Below are 13,732 nucleotides of genomic sequence, written 5' to 3'. Positions count from 1 at the left end.
CGAGGTGACCCGTGACCGGAGGAACAGATGAGGTTGACCCGACCGATGCTCGCGCTGACCGGCGCGGCCGCGGTGCTGGCGCTGGCGGGCTGCGGATCCGGCGGTGACGCGAAGGCCGCCGCGGTGCCCTCCGCGGCCACCGGCAGTCTGGAGCACCTGGCCGCCGAGGTGAAGTGCACGCCCAACATCCAGATCGACGCCGACGAGCTGCGCCAGGCCGTGTGCAAGAAGGCCAAGGACGCCGATGGCAAGTTCATCCTCGCCACCTTCGCCACCGACCGCGGCCAGCGCGAGTGGATCAATGGTGCCAAGGACTACGGCGGTCACTTCCTGGTCGGCCGTAAGTGGGTCGCCGTCGGTGACACCACCAAGACGGTGACGGTGCTGCGCAAGACGCTCGGCGGGGACATCGAGGAGGGCACGGACCACTCGAAGATGGGTGCCAGCCACTCGGCCCACTGAGGACCCGAACACGCGAAAGCCGGCGGTGAGAGATTCTCACCGCCGGCTTTCTCAGTGCGTCACTGGCACTTCTTGCCGGTGTTGATGCAGTTGACCATCTGGTTCATCGTGTTCGTGGAGAAGAAGTTGATGAAGTCGTTGTGGTCGGTGATCGGCTTGTGCAGCTGCTCCGGGAAGGTGTCGACCGCGTAGGGGTTGACCACCGTGCCGTTCTGGAGCTTCGGGGCCGGGACGTTGTAGACGAGCCGGACCTGGAGCTGCGGGATCGCCTTGAAGCCGTTGGCGCAGGCGCCGTTCGCCTGGGCGAACGCCACGTGGGTGCGGTGGTTGGCGCTGTCGATGTTCTGACCGTCCCAGCAGCTCTGGAAGTTGGTCGTGCGCACCACCTGGCTGCCCTGCGGGCAGATCGGGTACTTGTCGTGCAGCTGCACCTTGTTCTCGAAGCCGGTGCAGCTCCAGTTCACGTTGGCGTTGGCGTTGCCGTTGACCTGGGCCTTGGCGTCACCGGTGATGATGCGCAGGGCGGTCGGCATCCCGACGACGTTGCCGGTCTTGTTGCCGACGAACTTCAGCTGGGCCTGGGCCGGCTGGAGGATCTTGCCGACGTTGCCCTCCTTGCCGCCGCCGTCGTTGTTCTGGTCGAAGTCCTGCGATCCGTCCTGGACGCGCAGCACCGGCCAGAAGTACGAGGACTTGTCGCCCTGGTTCTGGCAGGTGGTCTGGGCCGCCGCCAGTTCCTGGTCGCTCGCGAAGGCGTCGTTGCTCTGGTTGCCGACGTAGTCGTGCAGGTGGTGGGCGCCGTTGGCGACACCCGGGGCGACGATCACGTTGTCCGTGTTGTGGTTGTCGTTCCCGTTGGTGCCGCACTTCGTGGTGAAGCTGCCCTTGGAGCCCGAGTTGCCGTTGGCCGGGAGGCCGTTCTGGCCGACACCGAGCTGGGCGTTGCCCTGGACCTTGGTGATGTCCACGAAGTCGGCCGCGACCGGGCCGTTGCCGCCCTGACCGCCGTTGCCCTGCTGCTGGCCGCCGTTCTGCTGACCGCCGTTGCCCTGCTGCTGACCGCCGTTGCCCTGCTGCTGGCCGCCGTTCTGCTGCTGACCGCCGTTGTTCTGCTGGCCGCCGTTCTGCTGGCCGCCGGCCTCGCCGGCGTTGGTCTGAGCGTTCTGCGTCGTGCAGGCGGCCAACTGGCTGAGCGACGTGTTGAACTGGCCACCGACCCGCTGGATGTCGAGGCGGATCCGGTCGATCGTGGCCGCCCGCTTCTCCTTCAGGGGGCCGACGATGGCGTTCTGGACGAAGCCCGAGTCACCCGCCTGAGCCTGCCGTGTCGAGGCGAGCCTGGCGTAGGCCTCGGTGATCTGCTTGTCCAGGTTGGCCAGCTCCGTGGCCACACCCTGACGCGCAGACTGAGGCACGTTCGTCAGCTTCTGACCGACATCGGGGCAGGAGATGGTCGCCACCTGCGCGGCGGCGGCCTTGGTCTGGTTCTGGGACCAGCCGTTGTTGTTGGACTCGTGCGCCGAGGCGTAGAAGTTCGCCCAGATCAGCCCGCCCCCACCGAGCGCTAGGGCCGCCGACGCGGCTATGGCCTTGTTGGCCATCGACGAGCGGCGTTTACGTGTATTGCGTCCCATGGAACTCCTCTGACTTCCTTTTCCGGGCCATCGAGGCGCCCGACAGGAGTGAAGCGGCTCCCTCACTTACGGACGCCGTCCCAGGGGTGTTCAGCCGCCCCACAAACAAATCAGAGGTTTGCCCGGCACCGGGCCGACAACAGCCCGTTGAGCAGCAGGAGTTACAGAGAATGAGGGGTCGCTCACCGGTCTTGGTCGAGATACGCGAGCACCGCCAGAACGCGCCGATTGTCGTCGTCCGACACCTCAAGGCCCAGTTTGGTGAAGATGTTGGCGGTGTGCTTGGCGATCGCCCGTTCCGTGACGACGAGCTTGGCGGCGATCGCCGCGTTCGACCGCCCCTGTGCCATCAGTTCCAGCACCTCCCGCTCGCGGGGCGTGATCCGGGCGAGCGGCTGGTCGTCGGCCGCCCGCCGGGTCAGCAGCTGCTGGATCACCTGCGGGTCCATCGCCGTACCGCCCGCCGCGACCCGTCGTACGGCATCGACGAACTGCTCCGCGTCGAACACCCGGTCCTTGAGCAGATAGCCCACCCCGCCGGTGCCGTCGGCCAGCAACTCGCGCGCGTACAGCTGCTCCACGTGCTGGGACAGCACGAGCACCGGGAGCCCGGGTCTGTCCCGCCGGGCGTTCAGCGCGCACTGCAGCCCCTCGTCGGTGTGCGTCGGCGGCAGCCGTACGTCGACCACGGCGACGTCCGGTTCCAGTTCGGCCAGCGCGCGGGCCAGCTCGGGTCCGCTCTCGACGGCCGCGGCGATCTCGAAGTCGTGCGCCTCAAGAAGCCGTACGAGACCGTCGCGCAGCAGGAAGAGGTCTTCGGCCAGGACTACGCGCAAGGGATCTCCATGGTGACCATGGTGGGGCCGCCCGCGGGTGAGCTGACGGCCAGGACGCCGTCGAATGTACCCAGCCGCCGCTCGACCCCGGCCAGTCCCGAACCGGCCGTGATCAGCGCACCGCCCCGGCCGTTGTCGGTGACGCCGATCCGCAGCATCCCCTCGGTCTGGTGCAGGTCGATCCAGATCCGGTCGGCGCCGGAGTGCTTGACCGCGTTGGTGAGGACCTCGCTGACGGCGAAGTAGGCGGCCGACTCCACGGGCGCGTCCGGCCGGTCGTCGAGCTCCACGGTCACCTCGGTGGCGACCGGCAGCCGCAGCGCCAACGCCCGTACGGCGTCGCCCAGTCCACGCTCGGCCAGCACTGGCGGATGGATGCCGCGCACCAGGTCGCGCAGTTCGGTGAGGGCGTCCACCGAGGACTGACGGGCCTGCGCCAGGAGCCGCTTCGCCTGCGCGGGGTCCTTGTCGAGGAGCATCTCGATGGTGCCGAGATCCATGCCCATGGCGACCAGACGGGCCTGCGCACCGTCGTGCAGGTCCCGCTCGATGCGCCGCAGTTCGGCCGCGGAGGTGTCCACGGCGTCCCGCCGGGTCTCGGTGAGGACCCGGACGCGTTCGGCCAACTCGCCCTGACCGGCGCCGAGTACGGCGCGGGTGAGCCGGAAGTGGGCGGTCAGCAGCCGCGGTGCGAGCGGGACGAGGCCCAGCAGGACGACGGCCAGGGCGCCGGCGGCGAGCGCGGAGGCCTGGTCGGTGACATGCACGAAGCCGTACCAGTAGCCGCCGTCCAGCTCCGCGAGCGGCCGCCACAGCCCGGCCGCGACCGCGAGTCCCTCCAGCGGGTAGAGGACGAGCACCGCCGTCAGCAGCGCCGTCACGAACCCCGCCGTCATGTCCACCTGCAGCCACCGCAGATCCCGCCAGGTCGCCGGGTCGCGCAGCATCGCGTAGGTGCGGGCCCAGGCATGGGCGTTCTCCGGTATCGGCCGGTACGCCGACGGGATCCGCACCCCGCACCACTCGGCCGCGAGCACCCGCCGCCAGTCCGCGAAGACACGCACGCCCGTCAGCACCCAGGGGGTCGTGAAGACCCCGATCCCGACCGGGACGAGGGCGATGGACACCAGGCTGAGTGTGAATCCGAGCAGCGCCCCCGGCAGCGTCACCAGCGCCAGTGCGAGCCCCCGCACGGCCGCGAGCCCGATGCCCCGCGCCCTCGTACTCCAGCTGCCGTTCCGCGTCTCGATGGTCATACGGTCAGTTTCGTCGAGAGGGCGACGCGGGTCACTGGGTCTGGCCGCAGGGCCGGGGGGTGGTGCCAGGTACACCCTCCGCCGGTCTCACACAGTGAATCGCGCCACAGCACCACCCGGTAACACGGGGTTCACATTCGAGCAACGACCGGGAAATCGCCTGTTGACAGGCTCGCGGGCATCAAAGAGGCGGCGTTTCAGTGCCGCAGCGCCGCAGCACCCGCAGTGCGTAGACACATCCCCGAAGGAAGTGGCCCGTGACCTTCAAGGCTGAGTACATCTGGATCGACGGCACCCAGCCGACTGCCAAGCTCCGTTCCAAGACGAAGATCATGGCGGACGACGCCAAGGGCGCGGAACTGCCGATCTGGGGCTTCGACGGGTCCTCCACGAACCAGGCCGAGGGTCACTCCTCCGACCGTGTCCTCAAGCCGGTCTTCTCCTGCCCCGACCCGATCCGCGGCGGCGACGACATCCTCGTCCTGTGCGAGGTCCTCAACATCGACATGACGCCGCACGAGTCCAACACCCGTGCCGCGCTCACCGAGGTCGCCGAGAAGTTCGCCGCCCAGGAGCCGATCTTCGGCATCGAGCAGGAGTACACGTTCTTCAAGGACGGCTACCCCCTCGGCTTCCCCAAGGGCGGCTTCCCGGCCCCGCAGGGCGGCTACTACTGCGGTGTCGGCGCGGACGAGATCTTCGGCCGTGACGTCGTCGAGGCGCATCTGGAGAACTGCCTCAAGGCGGGCCTCGCGATCTCCGGCATCAACGCCGAGGTCATGCCCGGCCAGTGGGAGTTCCAGGTCGGCCCGGTCTCCCCGCTGGAGGTCTCCGACCACCTGTGGGTGGCCCGCTGGCTGCTCTACCGCACCGCCGAGGACTTCGGCATCGCCGCGACCCTGGACCCGAAGCCGGTGAAGGGCGACTGGAACGGCGCGGGTGCGCACACCAACTTCTCCACCAGGGCGATGCGCGAGGGCTACGACGCGATCATCACCGCCTGCGAGTCGCTCGGTGAGGGCTCCAAGCCCCTCGACCACGTCAAGAACTACGGCGCCGGCATCGACGACCGCCTGACCGGTCTGCACGAGACCGCCCCGTGGAACGAGTACTCCTACGGTGTCTCCAACCGTGGCGCCTCGGTGCGTATCCCGTGGCAGGTCGAGAAGGACGGCAAGGGCTACATCGAGGACCGCCGCCCGAACGCCAACGTCGACCCGTACTTGGTGACGCGTCTGATCGTCGACACCTGCTGCTCCGCGCTGGAGAAGGCCGGCCAGATCTGATCCCCGCCTTCGGTTTCCCGAGGGGCGCCCACCGGCCACGGTGGGCGCCCCTCGGCGTGTTGTCGGTGGGGCGGGCACGCCGGGGAAGTGTCCGAGCTGTGAGAGAAGGCTCCTGTCGCGGGCCCGTGTCTGCTTCAATAGGTCCATGGCCAGCTTCCAGAAATGCAGCGCGACGGGTCGCCAAGACCTCGAGCCCTTCTGGCCTTCCCGTCAGCACCACGACTTCGACCGGGTGTGTTGCCGCGCGATGAACGCGCAGGCCCTCTAAAGCCGTATACCCCGGCCTTCGGCCAGCGCGCAGACGTACGTCTCCCGACGACCCTCTCGCGCGAAAGAGCTGATCTCATGGCGACCACCCGTTCTCTCTCCACCGCCCCCCTCGCCACCCCGTCCGAGAGCGGCGCACGGCACCGACTCCGAGCCGTCCGCCCCGACGAGGTTCCCGAAGCGCCGGAGTTCCTCCCCCCGGGTGCCACCTGGCTGCCCGCGCCTCAGCACACCCTGCCCACGCTGCCGGGCCAGCCCCCGATGATCGGCTACCTGGTGCTCGTCCCGGCCGACCAGCACCAGCCCTTCCGGCCGGAACCGACGGTCACGGACGCGGACGCCGGCGCCCCCCTCGTACGGATCGACACCGTGCAGCGCACCGCCGAGGTGAACGGCAAGCAACTCGACCTCACCTACCTGGAGTTCGAGCTCCTCGCCCACCTCGTCCAGAACCCCCACCGGGTGCACACCCGCGACCAGCTGGTCACCACGGTCTGGGGCTACGGCCACGTGGGCGACGGCCGTACCGTCGACGTCCACATCGCCCGGCTGCGCCGCAAGCTGGGCGCGGAATTCCGGGGCGCGATCCAGACCGTGCGCCGGGTCGGCTACAAGTACACCCCGCCGACCGGCGGCTGATCGTCTGCCCAGGGCAGATCCGGGTTCCCTCGCGGCGCTCCGGCGGGCACAGTCACCGGCATGAGACTTCTTCTGCTGGGTGGTACGGAGTTCGTCGGCCGGGCCGTCGCCGAGGCGGCCCTGGAACGCGGCTGGGACGTGACCGTCTTCCACCGGGGACGGCACGCGCCCGTGGCCGGGGTGCGGTCGCTGCACGGCGACCGCACCGCGCCCGGCGGTCTCACTGCCCTGGCCGAAGGAGGCCCTTGGGACCTGGTCGTCGACACCTGGTCGGCCGCGCCCCGCGCGGTCCGGGACGCGGCGCGGCTGCTGCGGGGCCGCGCCGACCGGTATGCGTACGTGTCGAGTCGCTCGGTGTACGCCTGGCCGCAGCCGGCCGGACACACCGAGGACGCGCCCCTGGTCGAGGGCGCCGCGGCCGACGCGGAGCAGACCGACTACGCCCGGGACAAACGGGGCGGTGAACTCGCCGCTGTCGACGCCTTCGGCGCGGACCGCTCCCTGCTCGTACGGGCCGGGCTGATCCTCGGCCCGTACGAGAACATCGGCCGGCTCCCGTGGTGGCTGGGCCGTATCGCCCGCGGCGGGCGGGTCCTCGCACCGGGGCCACGGGACCTCCCTCTCCAGTACGTCGACGTCCGCGACCTGGCCCTGTGGACGCTGAGCGCCGCAGAGGCGGAGCTGAACGGCCCGTACAACCTGGTCAGCCCGCGCGGCCACACCACCATGGCCGAACTCCTCGACGCCTGCGTGGCCGTGACCGGGTCGGACGCCGAACTGCGCTGGACCGACCCGGACATCGTCCTCGACGCGGGCATCGAACCCTGGACCGGCCTGCCGGTGTGGGTCCCGCCGGACACCGACCTGCACACCACCCTCCACTGCGGGGACACCTCCCGGGCCGCCGCGGCGGGCCTGCGCTGCCGTCCGGTCACCGAGACGGTGTCCGACACATGGCGCTGGCTGCGGGAGATCGGCGGGGTGGCGCCGCAGCGCCCCGACCGGCCGGTACTGGGTATCGACGAGGAGACGGAGGCGAAGGCACTCGCGGCCGGCGAACGCTACTGAGTGGAGCGGTCGGTCTGGGCGAGGTCAGGCATCCTCGGCCGCCGCGTCCCGCACCCCCGCCAAGAACCCCCGGATCGCCGACCGTTCCCCCTCGTCGTACCCCTGGAGCAGCTCGACCGCCCGTCCGATCAGCGGTCCGAAGAAGGCCTGCCCCAGCTCCACCGCGCCTTCGTCCACCTCGACGACCACCTTGCGCCGGTCCTCCCGCCCCCGTACCCGCCGCACATGACCGGCCCGCTCCAGCCGGTCGAGCAGCGAGGTCGTCCCCGCAGAGTTGAGCCCGAGCTCCGCGCCGAGCCGCCCCGCCGTCATCTCCTCGTCCGCGCGGGAGGCGTCCATCAGGGCGATCAGGGCACGGACGTCCGTCGGATGCATGGCGTTGCGCTGGGCGAACCGTGCACTGTGCAGGCCGAGTTCGACGGTCACTGCGCGCAGGAGATGGACGATCTCCATCTCCGGTCCCGGGGACGGCATACGTACCCTCCAGTATTATCTCGCTCATTGAGTATCTTGCTGAGCGAGATAATACGGGAGGGATCGATGGGCAGGTATGACGGCGACGCGTTCGAGGCCGCCTACGACAAGGTGCTGGCAAAGTGGCCCACCGACCGGGAGGCGCTACGGGTGTCCACCCCGTTCGGCACCACCCACGTCAACGCATGCGGCCCGGCCGACGCGCCCCCGCTCGTCCTGCTGCCGGGCGGCGGGGGAGCGACCTCCACCTCCTGGTACGCCCAGGCCGCCCACCTCGCCCGCACCCACCGGGTCCTCGCCGTCGACCTGGTCGGAGCCCCGGGCCGCAGCGAACCGGCCGCCGACCGTCACCCCCGTACGGTCGCCGACCTGGCCGCCTGGCTGGACGCCCTCCTCGACGGACTCGGCATCACGGAGGCCGACTTCGGCGGGCACTCCTACGGTGCCTGGATCGCCCTGCACTACGCCGTGCACGCCCCCGACCGGATGCGCCGCCTGTTCCTCCTGGACCCGACCCAGTGCTTCGCCGGGTTCAAGGCGGCGTATCTGCTGCGCGCCCTGCCGATGCTGCTGCGCCCCACGCCGGCCCGGGTCCGCGCCTTCCTGGACTGGGAGACCGGGGGCGCGGCCGGCCTGGACCCCGACTGGCTCCGCCTCCAGGAGGCGGCCGCCGGTTTCCCCGCCGCCGGACCGGTCACCGGTCCCCGCCCCGCCCCGGACGCACTGCGCGTCCTGAACACGCCGGTCCTGCTGCTCGTGGCCGCGAACAGCAGGACCCATGACCCCTACCAAGTGTCGGCCCAGGCCGGCGAACTGCTGCCGCGGGCGGAGATCGACGTCGTCCCCGGCGTCTCCCACCACGCGCTGCCGCAGTACGCACCTCCCGAACTGGCCCGCCGCCTCAGTGAGTTCCTGGCTGAACGTCCGGAATGACCTCACCCCACCTTCTCGATCAGGGCCCGGCGGATGAGGAACTTGCCCGGCTCCCGCACCTGTTCGAAGGCCGCGTTGTTGAGCAGGGCACAGCTGCCGGAGACCGAAGTGACCTCCACCGTCGTGGACTTGTTGTTGTCCAGGTTGGTGACCTTCAGCTTCGTGCCGGCCGGGAACTGGTTGCTGGACGCGGCGGGCGCGCCGGCCTCACCGGAGAGCGTGACGGTCGAGCCGTTGCACACCTGCTGTCCGGAGGTGGCGTTCCCGGCGGGGGGAGCCTGAGAAGCGGGCGCGGACGCGGACGCGGCTTGTGAGGGCTGCCCCGCGGCGGCCTGGGAGCCCTGAGCCGACTCCCCGACCGCGCAACCGGACGCCTCCTGCTGCACCTTGATCTGCGCGATCACCGCTTCCCGGTTGGCGATCCGGGCCGCCGACTGTGCGTCGGGAGCGGTGCGTTGCCCCTCGATGAACCGCTGGTTGTTGCCGAGCGCGGTGGCGAGCCCCTGGCAGACCGTCGATTCCGCCGCCGTCTGCGGACTCTGCGCGGCGTTCGAGGTGCTGGCCATCACAAAGGCCCCACCACCCGCCACCGCCGCCGCGCTCACCAGCAGCGCGACCTTCTTCTTCGTACCGAGTGTTCTCCTGCGCGACATCCGCGCCTCCTGAGAGCTAGGGGAGCGTACGCCGCTATGTACGAGATACCGAACGAGGTTACTCAGTGGTTGCAGGAGTCATCGGACGTAACCTGCGTCACACTCCGCTATTTCCTGGCCAGGGCATCCCGTACGGCGTCCTCGGTGCGCCCGACCACCGCCGAGCCGTCGTCCGCCGTGATGATGGGCCGCTGGATCAGCTTCGGGTGTTCGGCGAGCGCGGTGATCCAGCGGTCGCGCGAACTGTCGTCCCGGGCCCACTCCTTGAGGCCGAGCTCCTTGGCGGCGGCCTCCTGGGTGCGGGTGATGTCCCACGGTTCGAGCCCGAGCCGGTCGAGCACCTCGCGGATCTCGTCCTCGCTCGGGACGTCCTCCAGATAGCGGCGGACGGTGTACTCGGCACCCTCCGCGTCGAGCAGGCTCATCGCGCTGCGGCACTTCGAACAGGCCGGATTGATCCAGATCTCCATGGGGTCCACGGTACGCGAAAACCCGTCTTCCACCTGCGTCACAGCACCCCCGAAAGGCCTTGTGGCCAGGGGCTTTTGTCAGTGGCGGACGGTAGAATGAAACCAGTGTTCGAGGGCGTCGCCGGGTCCCCGGTGGCCGCCCTTACCGCGACAGGAGGATGCCTGTGCCCGCTGCCGCACTGAAGCAGAAGCCGTTCCCGACCCAGTCCACCGCGAAGCACCCCGTGCTGCTCGACCTGCCGTACACCCCCGTGGAGAAGCGCCCGTTGCCGCCGGGCCGTCCCCGCGAGTGGTATGTCACCCACAACCGCCGCCTCAAGGCGATGCGGCTTGCGATCGCCCTGCTCGATTCCGGCGTCCACGTGCCGAACCAGGCCCGCAACGAGACGATCCGGGACACGGCGGAGATGATCGGCGTCCATCCACCGTCGGACACGACGTGCCACATGGTGCGGGCGCTGATGCGCTACTCACGATAGGCCGTGGTGCCGGGCGCCCTCCTGCTCTCCTGGGCGCCCGGCGTTCCGGTCAGCCGGTGGCCCCGGCCAACTCCTTCTCCAACGGCACCCGGAAACGCGGTGTCACGCGTGTCGCCCCCACCCACCCCCGCAGTCGCTCCGCCTCCACCGCGATGGCTGCCTCGGCCTCGTTCCCCACACCCTCCGTGTCCAGCAACCGCCAGACGATCTCCCCGTCGGGCCGCTGACCCCAACCTCCCACCACCCGCCCGTTCCACCACACCGTCGGTCCCACGTTGCCGCTGCGGTCGAACAGGGCGGGGCGCAGCGACGGCGCCAGGTACCAGTCCCGTTGCTGCCAGCCCATCGCCGTCGGATCGAGGCCGGGAAGCAAGGCCGCCCAGGGCTCCACGGGTTCCACGATCGGGTCGGCGTCGCCGTCGACGACGTAGGCCGGGCCTTCGTCGACGGACACCCGGACCGCGCGGATCGTCGTGAGCGCGCGGCGGACGTCGGTCACCCTCCAGCCCGTCCACCACTTCAGGTCGGCCTCGGTGGCGGGGCCGCACACGGTGAGCCAGCGCCGTAGCAACTCGGCCTGGGCCTCGGCCACGTCGAGTTCGGGATGCGGGGGTGCCACCGCCCAGCGGAACTGCGTGGAGATCCAGGAGCCGAGCGGCCGGCCGCGGACCACCTTGCCCTCCACGCCGAGCACCCTCAGCAGGCGGCTCGAGACGGAGTGGACGCCCTCGTAGCTCTTCCCGGCCGCGTACACGAACTGCTCCCGCAGCCGCGGCTCGTCCTCGGCGAGCTCCGCCGCCGTCGCCTGGCCGCGCCGGGCGAGCGCGGCCAGCGCCGCCTCCTCGACCTCCTTCAGCCAGGTCGCGTCCGGGGCACCGGCCTTCGCCATGTCCTTGAGGAGCTTGGCCCGTTCCCGCGCGGCGACCGTGAGGCCGGTCGAGGCGTGCACGACCGCGGTGAGCTCGGTCGGGAACGCGAACACGGTGTGCCGCATCCCGTGCATCCGCACCAACGACCGGTCCTCGTACAACGCCCGCTCGGTCTCGGCGACGGTCCCCGAGGGATCCACGAGCCGCGCGCCGACCGCCAGATACACGGTCGCGGGGTCGGACCCGTGCAGCGCGACCAGAGCACCGGCCACCTCCTCGGGACTTCCCACACGAGCCGCCCCGGCAAGCTGCTGCCGCAACGCCAGCCGAGCCCGCCGCTCGTCCACCCCGATGTGCCGTACTTCATCATCCAAGCCCATACAGCCATCCTGACCCAGGGCACTGACAACGCGCCCGAAGGGGCGCGGGCCGTGGAAGAAAGAGCTTCGCGCAGGGCAGGCATCACTCCGCACCTCGGGGGCTCCTCTTCTACACCACACCCACGCACACGGAGGCCCGTCATGGGCACCATCGTCATTTCCGGGACCGTGGTCCTGGTCATCCTGGGCTTCGGGAACCACACCTGGTGGCTCGTCGCCGTCGCCCTGCTCTTCGTGTACATGCAGTACGGCCGGGGCGGTACCTCGGCGTCCTCGCCGGGCGGTTCGTCCGGCGGCGCTTCGGGGACCGTGCCCGGCAGCTACCGGGCGTACCGCGACCGCCGTGACAAGCAGGCCAGGTGGGACCGCCGTTACCGCCGCGAGCACCCCCTGGAGTCCCGTCGGCAGGCGCGCGAGAGAAAGAGCTAGGGCTCAGAGGCCGGGGGCGCCCCACAGCGGGAACCAGCGGTTCAGGTCCTGCTCGATCCGCAGATCGTTCGTGAGCGCGGCCTTCACCCGCAGCTCCAGCGGGTTGTCGCGCCGCTGACCCTCGCCGGGGAGCGGCGCGAAGGGGTAGAAGCTGCCGCGCTTGTAGAGGTACACCAGCGCGAGGGAGCGGCCCTCGGCGTCCTGGAACCCGGCGAGCGAGCACAGCAGTTGCGGCCCGAAGCCGTTGACCTCCATCGAACTGTTCACCGCGTGCAGGTCGTTGACCAGCTGCGGCAGCTGGTCCGGGGTGCGCTCGGAGACCAGCCAGGAGTATCCGAAGTCGTCCCGCCGCAGTTCCACCGGCGGGCCCTCCCGGTCGGCGTCCGCGTCCAGCAGGGCCTGGACCTCCCGGTGCGTCTGCTCGAAGGCCGCCCCCTCGACCGTGGCGAAGCACACCGCCCCGCGTCCGGTCGGCGTGAAGGAGACGGCCGCCTCCAGCGTGACGGCCGCCGACGGCAGCGCGAAGAGCTGGTCGAGATCGGGCGCGACGGGCTTCGTGCGCCCGAGCAGGATGTCCAGCAGCCCCATCCTCAGCCCGCCTCACCTTTCCCGGGCGTCGCCGCCTCACCCAGCTCCACCGAGATCCGCCCCAGTTGCTCCAGCCGCTGTTCCAGGGACGGGTGGGTCGAGAAGATCCGCTCGATGCCGGGTTCCTTGCCGGTGGCGGGGGTGAAGTAGAAGGCGTTGAAGGCCTGGGCGGTGCGCAGGTCCTTGGTGGGGATGCGGGCGATCTCGCCGGAGACCTTGGTGAGCGCGGAGGCGAGTGCCGAGGGCCGGCCGGTGAGGTGGGCCGCGGCCCGGTCCGCCGCCAGCTCCCGGTACCGGGACAGCGCCCTGATCAGCAGGAAGCTGAGGGCGTACACGGCCGCCGAGACACCCATCACGGCGGCGAAGATCACGGCGGTGTTCTGGTCCTTCCGCCCGCCGAACAGCTGGCTGTAGAAGGCGAACCGCACGATCAGCCCGGCGATCACGCCCAGGAACGAGGCGATGGTGATCACGGCGACGTCCTTGTGCGCCACGTGCGACAGCTCGTGCGCGAGCACACCCTCCAGCTCGGCGGGATCCAGCCGCCGCAGCAGCCCTGTGGTCACACACACCACGGCGTTGTCCGGGTTCCGGCCGGTGGCGAACGCGTTGGGCATGTCCATCGTGGACACCGCGATCACGGGCTTGGGCATGTCCGCGATGGCACACAGCCGGTCGACCACCGCATGCAGCTCGGGATACTCCTCGCGTCCCACGACCTTCCCGCGCATCGCGAACATCGCGATCCTGTCGGAGAACCAGAACTGCGCCACGAACATCACGGCGACCAGCGCCACGACCAGCAGCCAGGACTTCAGCAACACGATCAACGCGGCGAAGAAGGCCACGTACAGCAGACCGAGCAGGAACATGGTGACCGTCATCCGCACGGTCAGCCGCCGGTCGTTCCGGAAACGACTCCGCATCTGCACCACCCCGCAGTCAGGCACTCGTCCCACCGTCCAGTGTGCACCTGGCCCCGCCCATGAAGAGGTCGCGATCAGCCCTG

At 70.2% G+C, this 13,732-nt stretch carries 16 protein-coding genes; 7 read left to right on the top strand and 9 right to left on the bottom strand.

All coding sequences use genetic code 11. The annotated features are described in order from the left end of the window. Window positions 1–27: 27 nt before the first annotated feature. Window positions 28–462 carry a hypothetical protein gene (locus tag QF027_RS14045; RefSeq protein ID WP_306982466.1) on the top strand — a complete coding sequence of 145 codons (435 nt, stop codon included), beginning with the start codon at window positions 28–30 and terminating at the stop codon, window positions 460–462. A 59-nt stretch (window positions 463–521) separates the two neighbouring features. Here QF027_RS14045 and QF027_RS14040 read toward each other — a convergent pair whose 3' ends face one another. The 3 genes from QF027_RS14040 to QF027_RS14030 form a co-directional block, all read right to left on the bottom strand. Then, window positions 522–2,096, bottom strand: a complete 1,575-nt coding sequence (locus tag QF027_RS14040) for a DUF1996 domain-containing protein (protein ID WP_307074801.1) — start codon at window positions 2,094–2,096, stop codon at window positions 522–524. A gap of 182 nt (window positions 2,097–2,278) precedes the next feature. Continuing rightward, window positions 2,279–2,932: a LuxR C-terminal-related transcriptional regulator gene (locus tag QF027_RS14035; RefSeq protein WP_266381190.1), complete on the bottom strand. Its 654-nt coding sequence runs from the start codon at window positions 2,930–2,932 to the stop codon at window positions 2,279–2,281. Continuing rightward, window positions 2,923–4,188, bottom strand: coding sequence for a sensor histidine kinase (locus QF027_RS14030; protein WP_307074797.1), 1,266 nt, complete (start codon window positions 4,186–4,188; stop codon window positions 2,923–2,925). The genes QF027_RS14035 and QF027_RS14030 overlap by 10 nt, the downstream gene beginning before the upstream one ends. 257 nt (window positions 4,189–4,445) lie before the next feature. Between QF027_RS14030 and glnII the strand changes: the two genes are divergently transcribed. From glnII to QF027_RS14015, 3 genes are all read left to right on the top strand, one after another. Continuing rightward, complete coding sequence (gene glnII, locus QF027_RS14025) at window positions 4,446–5,474, top strand: glutamine synthetase (protein WP_306982475.1); 1,029 nt, start codon at window positions 4,446–4,448, stop codon at window positions 5,472–5,474. Window positions 5,475–5,819: 345 nt separating this feature from the next. Next, complete coding sequence (locus QF027_RS14020) at window positions 5,820–6,380, top strand: winged helix-turn-helix domain-containing protein (RefSeq protein WP_307074796.1); 561 nt, start codon at window positions 5,820–5,822, stop codon at window positions 6,378–6,380. A gap of 60 nt (window positions 6,381–6,440) precedes the next feature. Beyond that, window positions 6,441–7,448: an SDR family oxidoreductase gene (locus tag QF027_RS14015; RefSeq protein ID WP_307074793.1), complete on the top strand. Its 1,008-nt coding sequence runs from the start codon at window positions 6,441–6,443 to the stop codon at window positions 7,446–7,448. A 24-nt stretch (window positions 7,449–7,472) separates the two neighbouring features. Here the strand turns inward: QF027_RS14015 and QF027_RS14010 are convergent, their stop codons facing one another. After that, complete coding sequence (locus QF027_RS14010; protein WP_307074791.1) at window positions 7,473–7,922, bottom strand: MarR family winged helix-turn-helix transcriptional regulator; 450 nt, start codon at window positions 7,920–7,922, stop codon at window positions 7,473–7,475. Window positions 7,923–7,988: 66 nt separating this feature from the next. On the opposite strand from QF027_RS14010, the gene QF027_RS14005 reads away from it, so the two are divergent. Continuing rightward, complete coding sequence (locus QF027_RS14005; protein WP_306982484.1) at window positions 7,989–8,855, top strand: alpha/beta fold hydrolase; 867 nt, start codon at window positions 7,989–7,991, stop codon at window positions 8,853–8,855. Between the two features lie 2 nt (window positions 8,856–8,857). Here QF027_RS14005 and QF027_RS14000 read toward each other — a convergent pair whose 3' ends face one another. Next, window positions 8,858–9,508, bottom strand: a complete 651-nt coding sequence (locus tag QF027_RS14000; RefSeq protein ID WP_307074788.1) for a hypothetical protein — start codon at window positions 9,506–9,508, stop codon at window positions 8,858–8,860. Between the two features lie 107 nt (window positions 9,509–9,615). Continuing rightward, complete coding sequence (locus QF027_RS13995) at window positions 9,616–9,978, bottom strand: arsenate reductase family protein (protein ID WP_307074786.1); 363 nt, start codon at window positions 9,976–9,978, stop codon at window positions 9,616–9,618. Window positions 9,979–10,142: 164 nt separating this feature from the next. Here QF027_RS13995 and QF027_RS13990 point away from each other — a divergent pair, with 164 nt between their 5' ends. After that, window positions 10,143–10,457, top strand: a complete 315-nt coding sequence (locus QF027_RS13990; protein ID WP_306982491.1) for a hypothetical protein — start codon at window positions 10,143–10,145, stop codon at window positions 10,455–10,457. Between the two features lie 49 nt (window positions 10,458–10,506). On the opposite strand, the gene QF027_RS13985 is transcribed toward QF027_RS13990, so the two are convergent. Further along, entirely contained in the window at window positions 10,507–11,706 is a 1,200-nt protein-coding gene (locus tag QF027_RS13985; protein ID WP_307074784.1) for a winged helix DNA-binding domain-containing protein, read from the bottom strand. 141 nt (window positions 11,707–11,847) lie between these two features. On the opposite strand from QF027_RS13985, the gene QF027_RS13980 reads away from it, so the two are divergent. Then, window positions 11,848–12,135, top strand: a complete 288-nt coding sequence (locus tag QF027_RS13980; RefSeq protein ID WP_307074782.1) for a hypothetical protein — start codon at window positions 11,848–11,850, stop codon at window positions 12,133–12,135. 3 nt (window positions 12,136–12,138) lie between these two features. On the opposite strand, the gene pspAB is transcribed toward QF027_RS13980, so the two are convergent. Together pspAB and htpX are read right to left on the bottom strand one after the other, a co-directional pair. Further along, window positions 12,139–12,723 (bottom strand): PspA-associated protein PspAB, encoded by a 585-nt coding sequence (pspAB, locus tag QF027_RS13975; RefSeq protein ID WP_306982496.1) that lies wholly within the window; start codon window positions 12,721–12,723, stop codon window positions 12,139–12,141. 2 nt (window positions 12,724–12,725) lie between these two features. Continuing rightward, entirely contained in the window at window positions 12,726–13,649 is a 924-nt protein-coding gene (gene htpX, locus QF027_RS13970; RefSeq protein ID WP_306982498.1) for a zinc metalloprotease HtpX, read from the bottom strand. Between the last annotated feature and the right edge of the window lie 83 nt (window positions 13,650–13,732).

Source organism: Streptomyces canus (assembly GCF_030816965.1).
Lineage (GTDB): Bacteria > Actinomycetota > Actinomycetes > Streptomycetales > Streptomycetaceae > Streptomyces > Streptomyces canus_E.
This window is presented reverse-complemented; position numbering and strand designations above follow the sequence as displayed.

Coding starts and splice junctions, on each gene's coding strand:
- QF027_RS14045 (WP_306982466.1), top strand. CDS start 28: ATGAGGTTGACCCGACCGATGCTCGCGCTGACCGGCGCGGCCGCGGTG.
- QF027_RS14040 (WP_307074801.1), bottom strand. CDS start 2,096: ATGGGACGCAATACACGTAAACGCCGCTCGTCGATGGCCAACAAGGCC.
- QF027_RS14030 (WP_307074797.1), bottom strand. CDS start 4,188: ATGACCATCGAGACGCGGAACGGCAGCTGGAGTACGAGGGCGCGGGGC.
- QF027_RS14020 (WP_307074796.1), top strand. CDS start 5,820: ATGGCGACCACCCGTTCTCTCTCCACCGCCCCCCTCGCCACCCCGTCC.
- QF027_RS14015 (WP_307074793.1), top strand. CDS start 6,441: ATGAGACTTCTTCTGCTGGGTGGTACGGAGTTCGTCGGCCGGGCCGTC.
- QF027_RS14010 (WP_307074791.1), bottom strand. CDS start 7,922: ATGCCGTCCCCGGGACCGGAGATGGAGATCGTCCATCTCCTGCGCGCA.
- QF027_RS14005 (WP_306982484.1), top strand. CDS start 7,989: ATGGGCAGGTATGACGGCGACGCGTTCGAGGCCGCCTACGACAAGGTG.
- QF027_RS14000 (WP_307074788.1), bottom strand. CDS start 9,508: ATGTCGCGCAGGAGAACACTCGGTACGAAGAAGAAGGTCGCGCTGCTG.
- QF027_RS13995 (WP_307074786.1), bottom strand. CDS start 9,978: ATGGAGATCTGGATCAATCCGGCCTGTTCGAAGTGCCGCAGCGCGATG.
- QF027_RS13985 (WP_307074784.1), bottom strand. CDS start 11,706: ATGGGCTTGGATGATGAAGTACGGCACATCGGGGTGGACGAGCGGCGG.
- QF027_RS13980 (WP_307074782.1), top strand. CDS start 11,848: ATGGGCACCATCGTCATTTCCGGGACCGTGGTCCTGGTCATCCTGGGC.
- pspAB (WP_306982496.1), bottom strand. CDS start 12,723: ATGGGGCTGCTGGACATCCTGCTCGGGCGCACGAAGCCCGTCGCGCCC.
- htpX (WP_306982498.1), bottom strand. CDS start 13,649: ATGCGGAGTCGTTTCCGGAACGACCGGCGGCTGACCGTGCGGATGACG.